Source organism: Hirschia baltica ATCC 49814, assembly GCF_000023785.1.
GTDB lineage: Bacteria > Pseudomonadota > Alphaproteobacteria > Caulobacterales > Hyphomonadaceae > Hirschia > Hirschia baltica.
Window position 1 is genome coordinate 3,380,458 of the sequence record NC_012982.1, and the last position, 21,693, is coordinate 3,402,150.

A 21,693-nucleotide genomic window follows, 5' to 3' on the forward strand; every position below is an offset into this window, starting at 1 on the left:
CCAGCGATTAAGAAAGCATTTGCATGGACAAACGGTCTGATTCAATCGCGTGGCGAACCATGATCGGTTACGGGGTTGGAGATTTTGGCCTCAACATATACTGGAACTCACTCTCATTAATATTGATGTTCTGGTATGCTGATGTTGTGGGTCTTCCCCCAGCAATAGCAGGTGTTATTTATTTTGTCGGATTGCTATGGGATGCAATCTCAGATCCGATCGTTGCCTATTTCGCTGAAAGAACGCGAACAAAATACGGAACTTACCGGCCCTATATATTATTCGGAAGTGGACTTTTGGGGCTAGTATTTGCAATGCTCTTTTGGATTCCTCCTTTCAAAGGAAGCCTTTTGATCGCATCTCTATTGATCACACATATATTATTTCGAACTTGCTATACTTTTGTAGCCGTCCCCTATTCCGCTCTATCTTCTAGATTGTCCTTTGACAGTCGAAACCGGACAGTAATTTCTGGCGTCCGCATGTTTTGCGCATTTAGTGGTATGCTTGCCGTTTCACTTTTGTGGTTTCCATTGGTTAGATATTTCAATAATGGTGAAGAAACGGAGCCAAACGGCTTCCTCCTCGCAGCGACGTTCGGCAGTATCATTGCGACCAGTATGCTGCTCATTTGTTTTTTCAATACCAAGGAACGCCGCCCCCCCGGAAAAGATCAACTACCAACCAAGAAGTTACTAGACTTCATCACCAGCACAATTTCCAACAAAGCACTCATGCTCATGCTTTTGGCAATATGCTTTCAATCTGCTGGCGGTGCGAGTTATTTAATCCCACTCACTTTCTTTATTGAAATCAATCAATCAACATTTGCGTCAAAAGAGGCAATTCTGACAGTTTCAGCCATTGCGATGTTGGCAGGCGTCCCTGTATGGACAATTGCTATCTCCAAATTTGGTAAGAAAATCGCATGGCTAGCGGCGACTTCAGTTGTCACGCTTTCTGGTATATCTTTAGCCTTCATCCAATTGCCTCTCATTCATCGTATTCCGCCTGAGATAATAGGCCTTGGATTTGGAAGTAGCGCATTTGGTGTCCTAGTATGGTCATTCATCCCGGATACTGTTGAATATGGGCAATGGACATCAGGCGTCAGAAATGAAGCAGCAGTATTTGGCTCGGTCACACTCGTTCAAAAAATTTCCAGCGGCATGACAGGCTTATTTGTCGGTATGATGCTGTCTTATCTGGGATATGATGCCCACCTTGAGACCCAATCAACGCCTGTCGTTCAAGGGATTCGCTTATTTATTTCTCTCTTACCCGGTCTCTTATTATTTATCTCCACCATTGTCATATTCATAATGCCTCTAAATAGACGGCGGCATGCAAATATTATCAATGAATTATCAAAATCCCGCCAATATGACGGTTAAAACGCAGTGTGTGAGGATGTTCTAATGAACGGTCTACCCCCCAAAATGAAAGATGTGGCAGAACTTGCTGGCGTCTCTATAAAAACAGTCTCTCGCGTTTTAAACAATGAACCGCACGTCAAAGACGAATTACGAGATAAAGTCAAAAATGCTATAGAAGCTCTTGGCTATGTGCCCAGCGCCAATGCGCGCAGCCTGCGAAGCAATCGCGGCTACAAGATTCACTATATTATGCACAATAATCGCAGTAATTATGTGAATTCTATTCAGGCAGGCACCATCCAAACCTGTCAGGACCATGGGTATCAATTGGTTGTGTCAATGCTGAAAAATATTGATGCAATGTCCGATGATGAAATAGTGCAGCGTCTAGAACGCCTACCCACACACGGGGCACCCGATGGAGCTGTGCTTGTATCACCCCTTTCCAATCATCCCAAAGTCAATGATATCCTTAAAGGCATGAAAATCCCAATCGCACGTATTGGCCCCAATGACATTGAAGATGATGAATACGATGTCAAAATAAACGAACGTGAAGCCGCCCAAGAAATCACCGAATACCTAATCAAACTTGGTCATCACCGCATTGGTTTTATACGCGGTAAAGAAGATCAGAATGCCACGCTCGAACGCTATAATGGCTATGTTGATGCGTTAAAAGCGCATAAACTTGAAATTGATCCTACGCTAACACAGCCAGGTAATTTCGAATTTGAAAGCGGTTTCACTGCGGGTAAACATCTACTAACATTGTCTAATTCACCTTCTGCGATCTTCGCATCAAATGATGACATGGCGGCAGGTGTGTTAAGTGCTGCTCACCAATTGGGGGTTTCTGTTCCTGACCAACTCTCTGTTGTTGGTTTTGATGATTCAGAACTAGCCTCAAAAATTTGGCCTACTCTAACAACTATTCGCCAGCCCCTCTTGGAATTGGGAAGCGTTGCAACTGAATTGCTGATCGCAAAATCCCAAAACACAAAAGATGTATCTACAAAGAATTTTCTTCCTCATAAACTCATCATCCGAAATTCAACCGGGCCTGCTCCGGCATAAAGTAGGAAGCTTTGAAAGCTGCACATCTTTAACAAGCGGCGTGACAATATGAAGAAAGAAGTAATGGTGCACCCAAGAGGATTCGAACCTCTGACCTCTGCCTTCGGAGGGCAGCGCTCTATCCAGCTGAGCTATGGGTGCAGACTTGCTGGACTATTTGGCATTTTCCGTAAGAACAATCAACACGTCACAGCAACCAAATAAGTTTTTGAGGTCGATCCCTCAAAAAGGTTGATGTGACATGTTGTTTGTCAAACTATGCGTTTGACTCATTGTCTGCGAATGCTTCTGCAGAATTACGTACCATCGTCAAAATTGACTGACGTAATTTCGGATCAGGAATCGATTGAAATGCAACGACAAGGTCAACTGCATCAGCATCGATCAACCCCGTCAAAGCTTGATCCTTATCACTTTCGGCAAACGAGCGATTCATCGCCTCGTCCATTTCCTCAACACCCATGAAGAAATAACCGATTGTCGTTTCGAGAACGCGTGACATTTCAAACAGCCGTCCCGCTGAAATTCTATTCACGCCCTTCTCATATTTCTGGATTTGTTGAAACGTTAACCCCAGAAGTTCCCCTAACTTCTCTTGACTAAAGTTTAACTCTCGTCGTCTCCAGCGAACACGTCTTCCGACATGTTTATCGATTGAATTTGGTAACTTATTCTCAGACATTCAAAACACTTTGTAAAACTACTGCCCCACAACAGTAGACGGGAATATGTAGGGATTACCCTAGCTCAATGATCTTTTTCCATAGTAAATCGTCTAAATTGTCAACCTAAAGGTTCAATCTCTTGGCAAAGTAATCCAACAAATTAAAATTAACAGAATCATTCCAATTGCGAATACATCTCTATATTTACTATACATCGTCGGTGGCAAAGCGTTCGGAATGTGTGAGTCTAGTATTCGCGACTTCCAACCTTTAGGATCTTCTGGATATATTTCAAAATCTGGTGCGTGTGCTAAATCAGTCACACGCCCATAACCGTCCACCATCCCTGAAATACCGCGAGATGCAACCCTCGCCATAGGCAACCCTTCTTCGATTGCACGATATTTGGCATGTTCAAAGTGCTGATATGGTGCCCACAACGGTCCAAACCATGAATCTATCGAAATATTGACGATCCAGTCGGCTCGTTCGAACGCCATGTCGGATTCTACACCGCTAAATTCTGTTTCAACATTTCGCTTTGGAAGAAGCCCTGGAAACAAAGCTTCATAGCAAATCAGAGGCTGAAAATCAGGAACCCCTTCCACTGATAAAGGCGCTGGCGGTGGCCCTGCATGAAAACCTGCTTCTGCTATTTGTTGTAAGGCACCTATACCAATACGCGAGGCTAATTTACGAAATGGAACCATCTCTCCAAAGGGAACCAGACGGTGCTTTTTGTAGATTGCTTCTGCCACGGGACTTTCCGCGGACAAAACAGCCATTGAATTATACCAACGTTCAGGACGCTGTGTTCTATCTACAAAACTCGTTCCGACAATCAAACGACGCGCGCCCAAAGTTTCAGTGACAGGGTCTAAAGCATCGGGATACTGCAATAATGCATACGGAACGGCCCCTTCCGGCCAGATCACAATTCTTGGATTGTCGCCCGTGTCTGGTTGAGTCAGTTGTAAGTAACGACGTAAAACCAGCTTTCTAATTTCTGGCTTGAATTTTTCGCTTTGCGGCACACCAACATCGACGAGTCGAACTTCCGGTCCAACGCTTTGGCTAGTTGCATCAGATAAACGATGTGAGCCCCAGCCCCAAGCCGATCCAAAAATGACTGCAACTAAGATAATAGGCACGGAGCGTCCAACGCTTCCCATCTTAGTACCCACTTGTGTGCGGCCATCACAAAGGGCTGCAGGCGCACTAAAAAACACAAGTGTGAGAAGACTTAACCCCCAAACACCGAAGACGGAAGCTGTCTGAGAAACAGACCCACCCGGTGCCCAAACCATGGCTGGAATATTCCAAGGAAAGCCGCCAAATAAATGCCCGCGCGTCCATTCAGCAATAAATAAAGTCAGGGCAAAAAGCATAACGCGCGCTGGACCGGGAACCCAGAAATTAATCGCCAAGCGCATAATAACAGCCCAGATAAATGCCAAGCCTAATGGCAAGAGCATCGACATCCAGACAAGTGCAGCATGGGCTTTTGCATCGACAAGAAACGCAAAAGCGACCCAATGAAATCCAACCCCAAATTGTCCAAAAGCAAACAATAAAGTCCGCGCAAACACGGCTGATCGAGGTTTTTTCTGACGAGTCGCCCCATCAATCATCCAAACCAAAGCGACCAATGATATCATCATCATTGGCCAGAAATTTAATGGCGCAAATGACAAATTTGATAGAGCACCGAAGACAAAACAAGCGACTAATGCTGGTGTCCCACTTAAGCCATTCAGAAAATTATATGGCACTGCCAAAAAATTCCCGCTTGGCGCGAACTCTTCACCAACAGTCTTGAACTTCTCAAACATAGGCATCCTCAAATATGCCTTAGCTTACCGCCTTGGCCGACTCTTTTATGCCTGCTGTCGTAGCAGGTGAATGGGTTGCTCCGCAACGGACTCTCAGCTTTTTGATACGTCGTGAATCTGCTTCTATAACCTCAAAAGCGACATTTGAAGGATGCTGAACAATTTCCCCTCTATGGGGAACTCGGCCTGCAAGCGCAAACACCAATCCGCCCAGTGTGTCTATCTCATCTTCATAGTCTGCTAGGGCAAGAGAAAGTTCAGATTCTTCTTCAAAATCTTCAATTTCAGCCCGCGCATCCGCTTCCCACACACCCGGCGCTCTTTGTTCAAAATGCGCTTCTTCTTCATCATGCTCGTCTTCAATATCTCCGACAATCTGCTCTACCAGATCCTCCAAAGATACGAGACCATCTGTCCCACCATATTCATCAACCACAAGTGCAAGGTGAATTCGGCTAGTTTGCATTTTCACAAGAAGATCAGGCAAACGCATGGATGCCGGAACAAAAAGTATTTCCCGCTTTATCTTAGCAAGCAGTTTTTCATTGCTCATGCTATCAACGCCGTCGCCGCTCGCAAGTTCAGCCACAAAGTCTTTGATGTGAACAAGACCGATCGGATCATCGAGAGCTTCGCGATAGACTGGCAGCCGCGAATGAGACTCCTCAGTGAAGATTTTCAACAACTCTTCAACAGTCGTCTCAACCTCAACAGCTTTTATCTCAACTCTCGGGATCATGACATCTGAAACTGTAGCTGTTTCAAACTCGGCCACCCTCAATCGCATTTCTGAGGGGGACGGTGTCGTTGAACTGGATTCATTTATCGTTTCGACGTCTTGGGTCGCACGATTAGAACCAGAAAACAAATTTCCTAATTTCGAGAAAAGCCCGCCGTTCCTACGGCTGATTTCCTCGCTACTCGAATCATCATCGGGCATGTCTATGCCGCATCTCCATATGGGTCTGGTAGTCCAAGCGGCGCAAGAATTTGTGCCTCCAACCCTTCCATTGTGTTCGCTTCATCATCAGACATGTGATCATAACCTAAAAGATGCAAGAAGCCATGCACCAAAAGATGCATAACATGCAATCTAAAGTCACGTCCAAGTTTATCTGAATCTGCCTTTGCAACGTCTAGGCCAAGCGCAAGATCACCTAGAAAAGTCTGCATACCGGGCATTGATGCACCTTCAGCCGGAAAGGATAGCACATCCGTTGGCTTATCCTTGCCACGCCATTGGGCATTCAAAGTTTGCATTTCGGCGTCATTTGTCAAAAGAACTTCGACCAAACCGCTCTCACCTGTTTTCTGAGCGGCAGCCTCAAGTGCCGTCTCGATGATTGCTTCACAATCATCAAGCGCGACAGACCAGCCATCATCTTCGATTCTCAAATCAACTGATAAAATAACTGGATTATCAGGCATTGCGTCCATTCTCGTCATCATCATAAGCTGTGACAATACGGGCAACAAGATCATGCCTAACAACATCTTTGGCTGTCAGCGCAGTCTGCGCAACGCCCTCAACACCTTCCAGAATTCGCATTCCATGCGCCAAACCTGATGGTGAACGGTCCGGTAAATCAGTTTGTGATGGATCACCCGTCACAACCATGCGTGAACCACGCCCTAAACGCGTCAAAACCATTTTCATTTGTGGAATTGTTGCATTCTGCGCTTCATCAATAATGACAAATGCATTTTTCAGCGTCCGTCCCCGCATAAAAGCAAGTGGTGCCACTTCAATTTCTTTGCGTGCTTTGCGGCGCTCTACTTCTTGTGCACCAAGCAATTCATTCAATGCGTCCCAAATTGGAAGCATATAAGGATCAACTTTTTCTTCCAAAGCACCCGGCAAGAAACCCAATTGCTCACCCGCCTCAACAGCCGGACGTGCGACAATTAAACGCTCTCTCTTACCCGTCTTCAATTCAGCTGCACCCACCGCAACCGCAAGAAATGTCTTTCCGGTTCCTGCAGGGCCCGTTCCAAAGACAAGTCCCGAAGCATCATCACGAAGTGTTTTCAAATATGTGCGTTGACCCGGTGTTTGCGGCGTGACTGGCTTGTTCAGCCCAGCAATAATTTCACCGCCACCAGATGCCGTTGGTAAAGCATCATCTCGCACCAGACGGATGACGCCCTCCAATTCAAAGCCAGATGGATCTGCACCAGCCTCTACGCGATCAGCAAAAGCTGTCAGCGCCTGCTCGGCAAGTTTAGGGCCCTGCCCCTCACCATCAATGCGAATTTCTCCGCCTTGGCTTTCCACTTTCAAATCAAAATCGGCGAGATGTAATTCGAGCACCTGTAAATTATGATGTCCCGGACCGCATAAATCACGCAGACGTTTACTGTCTTCCAATTTAAATATGCGAGATGAACGATTTGCAGATTTCGCTCTATTTTTTGAAGCTGTTTTTTTAGTGCTCAAGCCCTAATTCTCTTCCTTTGTGGTTAGCACACCTGTGAGTGAGCTTAATGTTGCGCCAACAATCTCAACATCGACAATCTTACCTATCAAGTGCTGCGCATTTTCGACGTGAACTGATTGTAAATAAGGCGACTTGCCCAATGCTTGTCCCTCAAGTTTACCATTATGCGTAAACAAGACCGGCAGTGTTTTGCCAATCTGATTATTATTAAACTCTGTTGTTTGCTCACGAATAAGCGCCTGCAAACGTTGTAAGCGCTCGTCTTTTACCGCTTCATCAACCTGACCAAACATTTCAGCGCCTGGTGTACCCGGGCGGCGTGAATATTTAAATGAATATGCCGAAGCATATTTCACTTCACGCACCAAATCCATTGTCGCTTCAAAATCCTCATCTGTTTCGCCAGGGAAACCGACGATAAAGTCAGATGCAAGCGCCACATCAGGACGTTGAGCACGAATTTGCTTCATCGTTTCAATGTAGGATTCTGCCGTATGGCTGCGATTCATAGATTTTAGAATTTTATTCGATCCGGCCTGAACAGGCAGATGGAAATACGGCATCAACACATCCAGCTCACCATAAGCTGTAATGAGATCCTCTTCCATATCTTTAGGGTGAGACGTCGTAAAACGTAGACGTTCCAATCCACCAATTTTCGCAAGATGACGCAAAAGTTGGCCAAGGCCCCACTCACCCTCTCCGCCATCAGGTGCAGCACCGTGAAACGCATTCACATTCTGACCTAACAAGGTGATCTCTTTGACACCTTGCGCAGCCAATCCACGCACTTCTGCAACAATCGCATCAACATTACGCGAAAACTCTGCACCCCGCGTGTAAGGAACCACACAGAAAGTACAGAATTTATCGCAACCTTCTTGTATGGAAACCAACGCTGACATGCCATCAGCATCACGTTTTATCGGCAGAGCATCGAATTTTTCTTCAACGTCAAATTCTGTTTCAAGCACATCACCGGTCTGACGTGCGACTTTCGCAATCATCTCAGGAAGCTTGTGATAACTTTGCGGGCCTAGCACCAAATCAACTGCCGGCTGACGGCGCATAATCTCTGCGCCTTCCGCTTGTGCCACACACCCTGCCACAGCAATGGTCATCTTGCCGCCAGTGTCTGCTTTCATGCGCTTTAATTGCCCAAGTTCGGAAAAGACCTTTTCAGTCGCCTTCTCACGAATATGGCAAGTGTTGAGCACAACAAGATCTGCACCTTCCGGCGCATCTGTCGGGGCGTATCCAAGTGGCTTAAGAACATCCTTCATACGATCGGAATCGTAGACGTTCATTTGGCAGCCATATGTTTTGATAAATAGCTTTTTAGGGCTCGGTATTTGTGTCGTATCAGTCATGGGGCTGGGTTATGCCCTAAAACCAACAAAGACGCTAGGAGATTCCAAGCCCGATTTGTATTCAATTTTTTCGTGTGACAATCACAACGCAAAAGAAAATCAAATATCAGGATTATTTGTCCTTACTGTCGATCGGAATTGCATACAATTCAAGGCGGTGATCTACGAGTTTAAAACCAAGTTTTTTGGCAATTTCTTCTTGAAGACGTTCAATATCTTCATCGACAAACTCAATGACCTCACCTGTTTTCACATTGATCAAATGATCGTGGTGGCCCGCACCCGCTTCTTCATACCGTGCACGACCATCCCTAAAATCAAGACGCTCGATAATGTCATATTCTTCAAATAAACGAACGGTACGATAAACTGTTGCAAGTGAGATATTATCATCGATCACTGCCGCACGACGGTGAAGTTCCTCAGCATCGGGATGATCGTTTGCGTCAGATAAAACTCTCGCAATAACGCGACGTTGCTCCGTCATACGGAGGCCTTTTTCAATGCAACGCTTCTCTATCATGTCAAACCCTTATCCTACCTTAGAAACTGTATGCTCGTATCGCTATTAATTGTCCAGAGACCACCCATTATTCGTTACAAGTATATTTAGAAACCCTACAACTACTGCGATAATTTACCAAGTTTAGTACTATAAATGAATGCATCAACACGGCTATTATCTAATTTTCTGTAATAATTTTTCCGAATGCCTGTCTTTAAAAATCCAAGTTTTTCGTAAAAAGAAATAGCGCTTTCATTGGCTTTCGAAACTTCCAAAAACCAATTCTTGTCTTGATTATCAGCCCACATTTGATCAGCCGATATCAGCAATTTTTTGGCTAAACCCTGCCGTTGTTTTTCAGGATGGGTCGCGATCGTAAGAATTTCGATACTATCTACACTCTCCATTACCATCACAAACGCAGAAACTTGTCCTTGCTGTGTAATAAGCAAACCAGAATTTGCAGATTGCTTCAACAATTCTTCCATATCACCACTCAACCATGGCTTATCAAAACAATCGGCATGGATTTGCGCAATGGCTGGACAATCTGAAAGCTCTATCTTTCTGACTTCTGTCATTGAGATACTTTCACGTGTTTTCGTTGGAAACCGATAGTTTCATCGGCACAGCATCAGGCTCCCTCACATATTGGGGGTTTGCCCGTTCATTATTTGAGATCGAAACCGCCCACTTCGCAGCTCTTGAAAGTTTGGGAAACGCTTCCTCATACACAACGTCTTTGAGAACTGCCAAACCATCCCCAAAAACATGATCAGCTTCACCAACCAAGCCTCGCATCTGAGTAATATCAGCTTCGACAGGCTCTCCTGCGCGCTCACCATCAACAAACATCTGCGCCCACCAGCTTAGGTCAGGTTCGCGTCGACGCGCAGGAAGCGCCACCAAGACTCGCCCCTGTGTCTCATCCGGCAAACTTGCTTCTAGACTGCTAATGCCAGCTACAGTCACATTTAGAGCCACCCCTAGCCCTCTAGCAAATGCGACCCCAACCCGCACACCCGTAAACGACCCCGGACCTGCAACGGCAGCGATACGCTGAATTTGATCAAAATTCAGCCCCGCTTCTAAAACAGCTTGTTTTGTAATCAATGGCAAACGCGTATCATGACCATTACGCATAGGTTCTCTAATATGAGAAAGACATCTATCGCCTTCCCATATACCAGCTTCACAAGCCTGCCCTACGGTATTAATCGCCAAAATTCGCATAGAATATCGCCTGATTAAGCCGCTTACATTGCAGCGGCTTCTACCGCTGTTACCTCTGGTACATAGTGGCGCAACATGTTCTCAATACCACTTTTCAACGTCATCGTTGATGATGGACATCCTGCACATGCACCCCGCATTTGCAGCGTCACCACACCCGTATCAACATCAAATTTTTCAAAAATAATGTCACCACCATCATTGGCAACGGCTGGACGCACACGTGTTTCAATCAATTCTTTGATTTCTGCGACTATTTCTGCATTTTCGCCTTCATATATGACTTCTTCAACCGGAGCCGGATCACTATAATCCGCCATGACGGGCATTCCAGATACGAAATGATCCATGATTGCAGCCAGCGCTTGAGGCTTCAAAATCGCCCAGTCTGTTTCTTGTGTTTTTGTGAGAGCCACGAAATCAGCACCAAGGAAAACCGTTTTTACGCCCTTGAGAGTAAACAAGAAAGCTGCAAGCGGAGATGAGCCAGCTTCCTTCTCATTTAGAAATTCATACGGCGTCTTAGGAGACACTTCACGACCCGGAAGAAACTTCAAGGTTTCTGGATTTGGTGTAGCTTCGGTCTGAATAAACATGATAGGTCTCCTTTAAGAGTCCTGAAATGGCTCTTTTACAAACCAAAAACAAGTGTCTTTTCCGGTTTTTCCTACTGACACAGTGGGATATTAGTGGCTAGCCCCGCCCATTTCGTCCAATTCATCATCGGTCAAATTACCGGGAATAATTGTAATGGCCACGGGCCGTTCAGTCAGTGCCTTACCTCGACCAATCCTTGAGACAAGCGGACCTGGCCCGGCTCGTCCAGATCCAGAACCGAGCACAATCACTTTTATAGTCTTGTCTTTATTTGTTATTCTAGAAATTGCTTGCTCGGGCTTGCCAATTTCAACAATAATTTCAGCTTCAATATCAATGCGATCTTTAATCAATCTTGCGATAGATTTTACCTCAGCCAAAGCATTATCCATAGCCTCAGTTCGCATATCTTCATCAAGGCCGCGCCAATGCCCCATGCCCGACACCTGAACCGCGCGCATAATGACCAATCCTGCACCCACGCGTTTTGCACGCATAGCTGCAAATAAAATCGCTGAAAAACACTCTTGAGTATCGTCAGCAAGTGTCAGAAATTTACGTGTCAGAGCCATGCCTGTATCAGGCTCCATCAATGCTATCTCGTCAAGTCCAGATTGATTCTGAGCAGTTTCAATTTGCAATGTACAAATCCTCCCCGGATTTGGTTTTGTCACTTTATATTTTTCCGAAATGTAACACGATTTTCAATTTAGGCGAGATAGAAAGCAATTAACTCTGAGACTCTACTGCTTCAGCAACTTCAAGAAGTGCCATTTCAACCCGATTTAAAAGTTGATATAGAGCGGCAGGATGAGACGCAAAAATCATTCCGTCAGCTTTTCCATTTGCAACCAATAAGGGTTTAAAACTTGCGGCCTTTTCCAGCTGAGAAATTGCTTCCGCATGTTCATTTTTAATGGATAGCCCCACGGGAGCCTGCATAATACTCAAAAACCGGTGTGCCACATAAGCGCGCGCTTTGGCTGTATAAACCGCTTCAATTGCAGATTTTTCAAACAATTTTCTATCAGGGGAATTAATAACGCTTGCTAATTCACCTGTTGACTGTCTCATCCAAGATATCATCAAATCCACGCGCTCAGCATAGCGTTTGGACGTTAAAGTATCATCATATCGATGTAACCGAACCCCGCCATTAAAGCTGATTAAAGCTTCACTTGCTGCCCGAATTTCATTTTTGGAGATATCCCGAGACAACAATAAGGCTACAGTATTCAAATCAGCGGCTGCGCTTCCGCCCAATTCTTCATTGACCAGTTCAGCATAATCACCAATCGCATGCCCCATTGCCTTTTGGTAAGCAGGCATAGCGGTTAAACGCGCCAAAGGCGACCAAATGGGAGCATCATTTGCCCAACCATGCTGTTCAACTTCGCGCTCCAGTAATTGAGCCCCTACCCCCGCCCAAGGCGAAGACCAAGTCTGCTGAATAGATTCTGGAAAGTTTAGATCATCGCTAATCTTATTGGCTTGCAACACCATAAATGGATAAGCAAGGATCAATACAAATCCAGTCGCTATCAATAAATAGCGTTTTAAAATTTTTGGAATACGAGATTTTTTAAGAGCTTCGGCCGTTTTCTTTTTTAAAGGTATAGGTTTCTTTATCTCGACCGGCGTCGGCTCTTCAGCGATAACTTCACTCTTTCGACTGAATTGAAGAACACTCATTAAAAAAACAACCTAAAAGACGAATACTGGCGCACTCAATAGGAACTGAGTGCACCAATTTTACAACGTCTCTAAAAATTACGTTTCATTAATGTTTATGTCCAGCGTCTTTTGACACATCTGGCGTAGAAACTGTAAATAATGCACTTGCGGTTCGTCCAGATTCAAAAGTGAACGTCACATCAGCAGTGTCACCCTCTTTAACGTCATTCACACCGAAAATCATTAAGTGCAAACCTTTGGGCTCAAAAACAACGGGCACGCCAGCGTTCACATCAACACTATCTACTTTGCGCATCTGCATCATGCCATCTGACATTTCATGCGTGTGAAGCTCTATAGTTTCGGCAACATCAGATGACACTGAAATAATGCGATCATCTTGCCCTAACACCATAGTGAAATACCCAGCCGTAACAGTTTTACCACCCAGAGGCGGACGAATAATTCCGTTTTGGATGTTGATCGCTGACTCAACGAGGCTCACATCAGGCTGACTTATTGTTGAAGGCTCAGTTGCAGAAGACACATTCTCATCAACTTTATTGCTAGGCGAGCAAGCCGAGGCCAAAATCAACGCTGAACAAACTAAACCGAGTGAGTTTCCAAAAGTATTCCAAGACATTATTTAAAGCTCCATTATAGCTAGTCTATGTATGCAATTGTTCAAATTCAGGCTTAGTTTCCCCAAAACCCAACAATTTGACGTACCTCTTTCAAAATCGGATCTGCAAGCGAGCTCGCGCGTTCAGCGCCTTCTTCCAATACCGCATCAATCTGAGCAGGGTCGGCTATGTAATCTCGCATTTTTTGAGAAATGGGAGCCATCTTTTCAACTGCTAATTCTGCTAAAGCTGGTTTGAATTTTCCAAACCCTTCACCGCCAAATTCAGCAAGCACATCGGCGCTACTTTTATTCGACAAAGCGCCATAAATCCCAACCAGATTACGCGCTTCTGGGCGTCCGTCCAATCCCTCTACTTCAGAAGGAAGAACATCAGCATCGGATTTAGCTTTTTTGATTTTCTTTGCAATCGTATCTGCATCATCAATCAAATTAATTCGTGACAATTCAGATGGATCAGATTTGGACATTTTCTTTGTCCCATCTTTTAGAGACATAATCCGCGCACCCGGCCCTTGTATAAGCGGCTCAGGAATTGGGAAAAAGTCCGGCGCATTGAAATCACGGTTAAATCGATTTGCACAATCGCGCGTTAACTCTAAATGCTGTTTTTGATCGTCCCCCACAGGGACATGTGTCGCTTTGTACGCCAAAATATCCGCTGCCATCAAAACGGGATAGGTAAACAACCCTACAGACGCGCGCTCAGCATCTTTACCTGCTTTGTCTTTAAATTGCGTCATGCGTTCTGCCCAGCCCATGCGAGCGGTACAATTTAAAATCCAAGCCAATTCAGTATGCGCCCGAACCGATGATTGAGCGAACACGATGTTCTTCTTTGGATCAATTCCAGCGGCCAACCAAGCGGCAACAATCTCCCGAGTTTGACCTGCCAGCAATTTGGGGTCTTGAGGCACTGTAATCGCATGCAAGTCAACGGCACAAAAAACACATTCATGCGCGTCTTGCATATTTACCCAATTGATCAATGCGCCAAGATAATTGCCAAGATGAAGGTCTCCTGATGGTTGCATGCCTGAAAACACGCGTTCTGGACCTTGATAACCTGTATTTAAATCGCTCATCTAATTGCGCCTTTTAATTGGAAGAGAACCTAGCCTCTAACGCACAACAAGCCGCACATGCAAGCGTTTCAACACCTCGCTTCGATTAAGTTGCAGACCTACGCATGGCATTGCGAATTTCACGCAAAGAAACCGCACCCGTCACCAATGCGGCGATCCCATACAATATACCACCGACTGCAACCGTCGCGATTAACGCCAATATCTGAGATTCCCAAAGATATGTCTGGGTCAAATTTTTATAATCATTAGCAAAATACAGGAAGCCTCCCAGTATTCCGCACGAAACAAAGACGCGCAGCATTCGGCTAATCAACAACCCGCTAGGTTTGTAATCGCCCCGCTTAATCAATGTCAGCCATAGCATGGAAACATTCAGCCAAGCTGCAAAACTTGTCGCCGCAGCTAATGCAGGAAACCCATATTCACCTTGCCCACGTAGCCAGAAAAAAGCACCCGCACCCAAAACTGTGTTGACCAGAACTGACACGACAGCAAATTGCATTGGACGTTTTGTATCATGGCGCGCAAAAAATGCTGGAGCCAACACCTTCACCAACACAAAAGCCGGCACACCCCACGCATAATGGATTAAAGCACTCGCAGCTAATGTTGAATCCGATGCATCAAACTGGCCCCGGCCAAACAAAGCATCAATCAAAAAGAACGGTATTATCGCCAGCGCCACAGCGGCAGGCAGCGTTAAAGCCATTGCCAATGAGATACCTTCATCCAGCGTCCTATGCGTGTCCTCAGAAGACCCCACCTTGCTCATAGCACGGGATAATCTAGGCAATATCGCTACCCCAACAGCCACACCGACAATACCCAGCGGCAATTGATAAAACCGATCCGCTGAAGCCAGCCAACCTTTTGCACCTGCTTCAAAAGAAGCAATTGATGATGAAACAATGATATTTATCTGCGTTGCACTGGCAGCCAAAGCGCCGGGAACAGCAATCTTAGCGACATCTTTCACAGCAGGCGTAATGCGCGGCAGCCTGAACTTTAAATGCACACCCTGATTACGGGCGCCAAACCACAAAACAGCTGCCTGCAAAATACCCGCTATTAAAGTTGCCACAGAACATGCAAGCGCGACCATTCTGGGCTCATTAAAACTGAAAGCAGCAATCAACAAACAGATATTCATCAAAGTCGGCGCAGCTGCCGATAGCACAAACCGACCAGCGGCGTTTAACACACCCGCAAACAAGGCCGAAAGTGCCATACCCGCCAGATAGGGCATTGTTATCTGAGTGAGTAAAATAGACAGGTTGAATATGTCAGGATCATTACGATAACCCGCCTGTAAAACCATCATAATCCACGGCATACAAAACTGGGCAATAAGTGACAGAATTATCGTCACCGTAAACAACATGGAGAGCGTTTCTGTCGCCATCCGTGTCGCGACTTCATCACCCTCTTCTGCCTGCGACCGCGTATATAAAGGAACAAATGCCTGCGCGAATGCTCCTTCAGCTAACAAGCGCCGAAACAGGTTGGGAAATTGCTGCGCTGTTAAATAGGCATCTGTAAGAGGGCCTGCCCCCAATTTTGCAAAAATCACGGCCTCACGAATAAAGCCCAGAATTCTGCTTCCAAATGTCAAACTTGATTGGACAAAGACATTGCGGGCTAAGCTCATATCAGGCCTATCTGTTTTCTGAGGTCTTCGCGCGCTTCAAGGCTCGCGCTGGTGTTCTTGGAGCCTCTAAATCACCGCGACGCAAGACTTCCAACAATTCTTTTGTCAGCAATGCTTCATCAAGGACATCTTCACCCTGAGCCTCAACATAGAAAACATCATGCACAAGCATTCCATAACTTTCGGCGTGAGCCGATTGAATGGACAAGCCCTGATTAACAAAAACATTTGCTATTTCCTGCATCAGACCTTGTCGGTTGCGACCAGATAATTCAAGCACAATAGCATTATCAGATGCTTTTTTATCAATTGAAACAACTGGCTCGACGATAAACGCGGCTTGGCGACGAGAGGCCTTAAAATTATCGTCCGCCAATTCATGCTCAGGTTTTTCACCAGCAGCCACCGCTTGTAATGCAGTCGTAAGAAACTTCAATCGCTCTGGATCACCTTCACAAAAAGGCTCCCCCGAACTGGTTTGAATTTCAAAAACATCCAGCACTTTATCATTGCCAGTAGAGAATAAGCGTGCCGATAAAATATCTGCCCCTGCGCTCGTAAGCACTTTACACAAATCCGCATATAAACGCGCACGATCATCAGCAAAAACAAGAACTTGAGTGGCACTTAATTCTTTTTCTATTCTGGCGGCAGATGTCGTCTCACCACCAGATGCGGTGATAGTTTCAGCATGCCAAGCTTGTACATCTGTCTCAAAAGAAATCCAGTAAGCATCTTCCAGATTTTCAAAAGAAGCTGGCAGCTTTCCAATCTTTTCAAACAAAGCTTCACGTCCAAGGGTCGCCCTTTTGGCAATTTGCGCCTGCACAGACACTTCATCTGCCCGTCCACCACGAAGTGCAGCTTCGGTGGCGTAATACAATTCCCTCAGCAATTGGCCTTTCCAACTATTCCAAACGCCTGGACCAACGGCGCGAATATCACAAACAGTCAGTATCAAAAGAAGACGCAACCGTTCTACAGTACCAACTTTTTTCGCGAATGTAGACACAGTCCTAGGATCAGAAATATCCCGCCTTTGCGCGGTGTCACTCATTTCGAGGTGGTTTCCGACCAGCCATGCCACAAGCTCAGCCTCTTCCGGCTCCATACCCAATCGCAAACAGGCTCCACGCGCCGTTTTGGCACCTTCAATCTGCTGATCACCTTGCCCTTTCCCTGTATCATGCAAAAGCATTGCAAGGTATAAAGCACGTCGATGCTGCACTTTAGGAAAGATTTCCGTCGCCAATGGATGTTCACTGACAAGTACATGGCGTTCAATATCATTCATCGCCTCAACGGCACGAATAGTATGCTCATCCACAGTATAATGATGGTACATGTTGAATTGCGTCTGACCAACAATCCGACCAAATTCTGGTAGGAAATGACCTAAAACACCTGTTTCATTCATGATTTTCAGTGTTGTTCCGGGATGATGTTTCGAAGTCACAACATCAATAAACAATTCTTGAGCTTCAGGATCTTTGCGATAAGACACTTTCAATTCTTTGAGATTTTCTCGCGCGTTTGCAATTGCGTTTGGATGAATATCGTACCCACCTTTATCCGCGACCTTGAATAATCGAAACAAATTCAAGGGGTCATCCTTCACAGCGTCAGCGCTCGCATACGATACACGCCCGGCGTCAAGTACAAACCGCTTGTCATCAAGTAATTTTGGCACTGGTGCAGGCATGAATCGCAAAAGACCTGAAGGCTTCTTTTGTTCAATAGCTTCCAGCTTTGCGCACAATATACGCGTAAGCGCTCCCACTTCTTTTGCCGCAAGAAAATAGCGTTTCATAAATCGCTCGACACCGCTCATGCCGGCCTTGTCAACAAAGCCCATGCGAGACGCAATTTCGGGCTGAAGGTCAAAACTTAATCTATCTTCAGCGCGACCCGCGACATAATGCAAATGGCATCTGACAGTCCACAAAAAGCGCGCTTCACGGCGAAATATTGCTGCATCAGATTTTGAAAAAACATGGTTTTTCAATACGCCATTAAAGTTAGAACCACCATGAATGTATTTCGCCAACCAGAACAAAGTCTGCAGATCTCTCAATCCCCCCTTGCTTTCTTTGACGTTCGGCTCCACGCGAAATCTCGAACTTCCCTCTCGAGACACACGACGATCACGCTCTTCTAGTTTAGCTTGTACAAATTCTGCAGCACGCCCTTCAACAATATCTTTGTCAAATCGATCATCTAATTCTTTGGCGACGTCTTTATCTCCAAATAACAAACGCTTATCGAGAATTGCTGTGCGTATTGTGTAATCTTCTTTAGAGAGCCGGATACATTCGTCGATCGTTCGAAATGCATGTCCAACCTTCAGCCCCAAATCCCACAAAGCATAGAGCATGAATTCAATCACACTTTCAGCCCAAGCTGTTTGCTTATATGTGCGTACAAATAGCAGATCGACATCTGATGATGGAGCTAACGCACAGCGCCCATACCCGCCCACAGCCATAACGGCCATACGTTCGCCCATCGTCGGATTGTTCGCCCGAATGACATGTACGGTAGTATAATCATATAAAGCGTGAAGCACCTCATCCATAACAGCCGATAAAAGGTTCGCTGTATCCAGACCATCTGCGCCTGCTTCTAGACGCTCTTGTGCAATCATCCGTCCACGGAATAACGCACCATGCAACAGATCAATCACGCGTTGGCGTGCTTTTGTACGATCATTCGCATGATCCATATGTGCAGCCGTTAGCTGCACACGTAAATTTCTGGAATCAATAATATCTGAGATACGCCATGCCCCCGGTTTGGAGCGACGCTGTACGGTTTTTTGTGTCGGGCTTAATTCTGTCATCCAGACTTCCTAGCGCTAATCTGACAATACGAACAGAAACAAATTCTTGATCAGGACAATTTTTGTTTCATTGCGTACAAAATTTCCAATGCCTCGCGCGGCGTAATACCGTCCACATCGACATCGACTAGCATTTTTTCAACTTCACTTGGCACAAGGTTTGGTGCAGGTTCAGCGACAGCCGCAAATAGCGGTAAATCATCCAATTGGAACCCGCCTTTTTGGGCCTCACCTTCCAAGCGCAACAAGACTTCTTCTGCCCGTTTCACCGCATCTCTTGGCATTCCTGCAAGCTTAGCAACTTGCACACCATAGGACCGATCAGCCGGTCCGGGTTTAACATCGTGCAAAAAGACCAGATCACCCTGCCAATCCTTTGCGCGAAGAGACGCATTCCCCGCATGGCTTAGCTTTTCGGCAAGGTCAGTTAATTCGTGATAATGGGTCGCAAACAAAGCGCGACATTTGTTTTTTTCGTGTAAATGCTCAACCGCCGCCCAAGCAATCGCCAAGCCATCATATGTTGCCGTTCCCCGCCCGACTTCATCCAGTATAACAAACGCTTTAGGCCCGGCTTGGTTTAATATCGCTGCCGTTTCAATCATTTCGACCATAAAGGTAGACCGCCCCCGCGAAAGATCATCAGACGCACCCACACGCGAAAACACACGATCAACCAATCCCAACTCAAATTTCTGAGCAGGCACAAAACAACCAGCTTGCGCCATTATCGCTAGCAAAGCATTCTGCCTCAGATAAGTTGATTTACCAGCCATGTTTGGCCCTGTAATCATCATCAATCGCGCCGTATCACCGCCACTTGCATCCAAACAACAATCATTCGCGGTAAAACCATCGCCTGCTTTTCTAAGCGATGCCTCCACAACTGGATGACGCGCACCTACAGCATTAAACTGAGTGCTATTATTCAATTGCGGGCGAATTGCACGGTTATCTTCAGCCCACTGCGCCAGACCAGCCGCAACATCAATCGCCGCCAATGCATCAGCAGCCGCTCTCAATTTTGATGATAAGTTTTCTGCTTCCAAAACCAGCGCATTGAAAATTTCCATTTCACGCGCTTTGCCCTCTTCTTCTGCCCGCGCAATGCGGCCATCTAAATCACCAAGTTCGGTTGTGGTGAAACGCATTGCAGATGCCAATGTCTGACGATGGATAAAGTCAGAAGCATGTGGACCATTTTGCATCGCAGATGCGTTGCGTGTCGTCACATCAATAAAATATCCCAAAACTTTATTATGACGAATTTTCAAACTCGGAATACCGGTTTTTTCGGCATAATCAGCTTGTAATCCAGCGATGATTTTTCGGCTATCATCTCGCAATGAACGCACTTCATCCAGTGAAGGATCATATCCTGTGGCGATGAAACCTCCATCACGCGCCAACACAGGAGAATCTTCTTTTATCGCTGTTTCCAGTGTCTGTGCAAAAGCAGCTAATTCTTCTTGCTGCTCTAAATCTAAAACAGTGCAAGCTTCATCAAGTAAGGATGGCAAACCCGCAATGCCTGACCTAAGCAATCGCGCTGCGAGGGCACCTGATTTCAATCCAAGCGCCAAAGCACGCAAATCTTTGGGACCACCCCGCCCCAATTGCAATCGCATACGTGCTCGCTCGATGTCTGCACTATCTCGCAACGCTTTACGCACTTCTTCACGTAAATCTCTATCCGAAACAAACAAACTTACTGCATCAAGTCGACAATTTATCGACACTAAGTCGATAAGAGGTCGTGACAAATTATCTGCCAAACGTCGCGCACCTGGTGCCGTGATCGTGCAATCAATTGTCGATAGCAACGACCCTTTTCGGCTTCCCTGCGCTGACACATCAATTTCCAGACTAGATCTCGTCGCTGGATCAATCGCCATAAAACTAGAGCTTAAATGCCGCTTTGGCGGATCAAGACGCGGCGTTTCTCCTGCTTGTGTCAGATGAAGATAATCCAACAGCAATGCACAGGCAGACAATTCTGCATTGGAAAAACTGCCAAAAGCATCAAGTGATTTCACACCCAATGTATCTTTTAATTGTCGCTCTCCAGATACTTTGTCCGCTTTGGCCCCCGGGCGAGGTGTCACTGCTGTTTTTAAACTTTCCAGCATATTTGAAATCAGCGGCCGCGCCATTACGCTATCGCTCATCAACAACTCTTTTGGTGCCAGAGAAGCCAAGACCTCTCCAAACGCTTCCGGCGCTGTCTCAAACACCTCAAACCGCCCTGTTGAGACGTCCGCTAAAGCAATACCTCCCTCAATTCCCCCAGCTGAAACACCTATTGCCGCAAGAATATTCGAAGAACGCGCATCTAAAAGAGAATCTTCTGTCAAAGTCCCCGGTGTGACAATTCGTACCACATCACGGTTCACGACACTCTTTGAACCACGTTTTTTTGCTTCTTCTGGAGTCTCCAGCTGCTCGCAAACCGCCACACAATGGCCAGAGCGGATCAATTTAGCCAGATAACCTTCAGCCGCGTGAAATGGCACGCCCGCCATTGGAATAGGCTCGCCAGAATGCTGCCCTCTAGCCGTAAGTGTGATATCTAGGGCTTCGGCCGCGATCTGCGCGTCTTCAAAGAAGAGCTCATAAAAATCTCCCATTCTAAAAAATAATAGCGCGTCCTTATGACGTTCTTTAATCTCTAGATATTGGAGCAAAAAAGGGGATGGTGATTTTGACAT

General features: G+C 45.9%; 19 protein-coding genes and 1 tRNA gene. 2 read left to right on the plus strand and 18 right to left on the minus strand.

The genetic code is table 11. The features are described 5' to 3' along the window. Positions 1-23: 23 nt before the first annotated feature. Together HBAL_RS15485 and HBAL_RS15490 are read left to right on the plus strand one after the other, a co-directional pair. On the plus strand, positions 24-1,394 hold the full coding sequence (locus HBAL_RS15485) for an MFS transporter (RefSeq protein ID WP_015828898.1): 1,371 nt from the start codon (positions 24-26) through the stop codon (positions 1,392-1,394). A gap of 24 nt (positions 1,395-1,418) precedes the next feature. Continuing rightward, a complete protein-coding gene (locus tag HBAL_RS15490; protein WP_015828899.1) occupies positions 1,419-2,453 on the plus strand; it encodes a LacI family DNA-binding transcriptional regulator in 1,035 nt (344 codons plus the stop codon). Between the two features lie 64 nt (positions 2,454-2,517). Here HBAL_RS15490 and HBAL_RS15495 read toward each other — a convergent pair. From HBAL_RS15495 to mutS, 18 genes are all read right to left on the minus strand, one after another. Continuing rightward, positions 2,518-2,594 (minus strand) — tRNA-Arg (locus HBAL_RS15495). A gap of 115 nt (positions 2,595-2,709) precedes the next feature. Then, positions 2,710-3,135, minus strand: coding sequence for a helix-turn-helix domain-containing protein (locus HBAL_RS15500; protein ID WP_015828900.1), 426 nt, complete (start codon positions 3,133-3,135; stop codon positions 2,710-2,712). Between the two features lie 114 nt (positions 3,136-3,249). After that, complete coding sequence (gene lnt / locus HBAL_RS15505; protein WP_015828901.1) at positions 3,250-4,950, minus strand: apolipoprotein N-acyltransferase; 1,701 nt, start codon at positions 4,948-4,950, stop codon at positions 3,250-3,252. Positions 4,951-4,969: 19 nt separating this feature from the next. Further along, entirely contained in the window at positions 4,970-5,890 is a 921-nt protein-coding gene (locus HBAL_RS15510; RefSeq protein WP_015828902.1) for a transporter associated domain-containing protein, read from the minus strand. A 2-nt stretch (positions 5,891-5,892) separates the two neighbouring features. Then, a complete protein-coding gene (ybeY, locus tag HBAL_RS15515; RefSeq protein WP_015828903.1) occupies positions 5,893-6,378 on the minus strand; it encodes an rRNA maturation RNase YbeY in 486 nt (161 codons plus the stop codon). Beyond that, positions 6,371-7,387 carry a PhoH family protein gene (locus tag HBAL_RS15520; protein ID WP_015828904.1) on the minus strand — a complete coding sequence of 339 codons (1,017 nt, stop codon included), beginning with the start codon at positions 7,385-7,387 and terminating at the stop codon, positions 6,371-6,373. Before HBAL_RS15520 ends, ybeY begins: the two co-directional genes overlap by 8 nt. Before the next feature lie 3 nt (positions 7,388-7,390). Then, a complete protein-coding gene (gene miaB, locus HBAL_RS15525; RefSeq protein ID WP_015828905.1) occupies positions 7,391-8,758 on the minus strand; it encodes a tRNA (N6-isopentenyl adenosine(37)-C2)-methylthiotransferase MiaB in 1,368 nt (455 codons plus the stop codon). A 112-nt stretch (positions 8,759-8,870) separates the two neighbouring features. Further along, positions 8,871-9,281, minus strand: a complete 411-nt coding sequence (locus HBAL_RS15530; RefSeq protein ID WP_015828906.1) for a Fur family transcriptional regulator — start codon at positions 9,279-9,281, stop codon at positions 8,871-8,873. 101 nt (positions 9,282-9,382) lie between these two features. After that, entirely contained in the window at positions 9,383-9,844 is a 462-nt protein-coding gene (gene rimI, locus HBAL_RS15535) for a ribosomal protein S18-alanine N-acetyltransferase (protein ID WP_015828907.1), read from the minus strand. Positions 9,845-9,854: 10 nt separating this feature from the next. Next, complete coding sequence (gene tsaB / locus HBAL_RS15540) at positions 9,855-10,496, minus strand: tRNA (adenosine(37)-N6)-threonylcarbamoyltransferase complex dimerization subunit type 1 TsaB (RefSeq protein WP_015828908.1); 642 nt, start codon at positions 10,494-10,496, stop codon at positions 9,855-9,857. Positions 10,497-10,519: 23 nt separating this feature from the next. Next, on the minus strand, positions 10,520-11,092 hold the full coding sequence (locus HBAL_RS17000) for a NifU family protein (RefSeq protein ID WP_015828909.1): 573 nt from the start codon (positions 11,090-11,092) through the stop codon (positions 10,520-10,522). 90 nt (positions 11,093-11,182) lie between these two features. Next, positions 11,183-11,734 (minus strand): universal stress protein, encoded by a 552-nt coding sequence (locus HBAL_RS15550; RefSeq protein ID WP_015828910.1) that lies wholly within the window; start codon positions 11,732-11,734, stop codon positions 11,183-11,185. A gap of 88 nt (positions 11,735-11,822) precedes the next feature. Continuing rightward, the gene (locus tag HBAL_RS15555) at positions 11,823-12,785 is read right to left on the minus strand and encodes a hypothetical protein (RefSeq protein WP_015828911.1); all 963 of its coding nucleotides are present in this window, start codon (positions 12,783-12,785) and stop codon (positions 11,823-11,825) included. Between the two features lie 88 nt (positions 12,786-12,873). Next, positions 12,874-13,410, minus strand: a complete 537-nt coding sequence (locus tag HBAL_RS16500; RefSeq protein ID WP_015828912.1) for a copper chaperone PCu(A)C — start codon at positions 13,408-13,410, stop codon at positions 12,874-12,876. A gap of 53 nt (positions 13,411-13,463) precedes the next feature. After that, entirely contained in the window at positions 13,464-14,495 is a 1,032-nt protein-coding gene (gene trpS / locus HBAL_RS15565) for a tryptophan--tRNA ligase (RefSeq protein WP_015828913.1), read from the minus strand. Positions 14,496-14,580: 85 nt separating this feature from the next. Beyond that, positions 14,581-16,146: a murein biosynthesis integral membrane protein MurJ gene (murJ, locus tag HBAL_RS15570; RefSeq protein WP_015828914.1), complete on the minus strand. Its 1,566-nt coding sequence runs from the start codon at positions 16,144-16,146 to the stop codon at positions 14,581-14,583. A gap of 7 nt (positions 16,147-16,153) precedes the next feature. Then, entirely contained in the window at positions 16,154-18,985 is a 2,832-nt protein-coding gene (locus HBAL_RS15575) for a [protein-PII] uridylyltransferase (protein ID WP_015828915.1), read from the minus strand. 50 nt (positions 18,986-19,035) lie between these two features. Further along, the gene (gene mutS / locus HBAL_RS15580; RefSeq protein WP_041301712.1) at positions 19,036-21,693 is read right to left on the minus strand and encodes a DNA mismatch repair protein MutS; all 2,658 of its coding nucleotides are present in this window, start codon (positions 21,691-21,693) and stop codon (positions 19,036-19,038) included.

Coding starts and splice junctions, on each gene's coding strand:
- HBAL_RS15490 (WP_015828899.1), top strand. CDS start 1,419: ATGAACGGTCTACCCCCCAAAATGAAAGATGTGGCAGAACTTGCTGGC.
- murJ (WP_015828914.1), bottom strand. CDS start 16,146: ATGAGCTTAGCCCGCAATGTCTTTGTCCAATCAAGTTTGACATTTGGA.
- trpS (WP_015828913.1), bottom strand. CDS start 14,495: ATGAGCGATTTAAATACAGGTTATCAAGGTCCAGAACGCGTGTTTTCA.
- rimI (WP_015828907.1), bottom strand. CDS start 9,844: ATGACAGAAGTCAGAAAGATAGAGCTTTCAGATTGTCCAGCCATTGCG.
- HBAL_RS15485 (WP_015828898.1), top strand. CDS start 24: ATGGACAAACGGTCTGATTCAATCGCGTGGCGAACCATGATCGGTTAC.
- HBAL_RS15555 (WP_015828911.1), bottom strand. CDS start 12,785: ATGAGTGTTCTTCAATTCAGTCGAAAGAGTGAAGTTATCGCTGAAGAG.
- lnt (WP_015828901.1), bottom strand. CDS start 4,950: ATGTTTGAGAAGTTCAAGACTGTTGGTGAAGAGTTCGCGCCAAGCGGG.
- ybeY (WP_015828903.1), bottom strand. CDS start 6,378: ATGCCTGATAATCCAGTTATTTTATCAGTTGATTTGAGAATCGAAGAT.
- HBAL_RS15500 (WP_015828900.1), bottom strand. CDS start 3,135: ATGTCTGAGAATAAGTTACCAAATTCAATCGATAAACATGTCGGAAGA.
- HBAL_RS15530 (WP_015828906.1), bottom strand. CDS start 9,281: ATGATAGAGAAGCGTTGCATTGAAAAAGGCCTCCGTATGACGGAGCAA.
- miaB (WP_015828905.1), bottom strand. CDS start 8,758: ATGACTGATACGACACAAATACCGAGCCCTAAAAAGCTATTTATCAAA.
- HBAL_RS17000 (WP_015828909.1), bottom strand. CDS start 11,092: ATGTTTATTCAGACCGAAGCTACACCAAATCCAGAAACCTTGAAGTTT.
- HBAL_RS15510 (WP_015828902.1), bottom strand. CDS start 5,890: ATGCCCGATGATGATTCGAGTAGCGAGGAAATCAGCCGTAGGAACGGC.
- mutS (WP_041301712.1), bottom strand. CDS start 21,693: ATGTCAAAATCACCATCCCCTTTTTTGCTCCAATATCTAGAGATTAAA.
- HBAL_RS16500 (WP_015828912.1), bottom strand. CDS start 13,410: ATGTCTTGGAATACTTTTGGAAACTCACTCGGTTTAGTTTGTTCAGCG.
- tsaB (WP_015828908.1), bottom strand. CDS start 10,496: ATGCGAATTTTGGCGATTAATACCGTAGGGCAGGCTTGTGAAGCTGGT.
- HBAL_RS15575 (WP_015828915.1), bottom strand. CDS start 18,985: ATGACAGAATTAAGCCCGACACAAAAAACCGTACAGCGTCGCTCCAAA.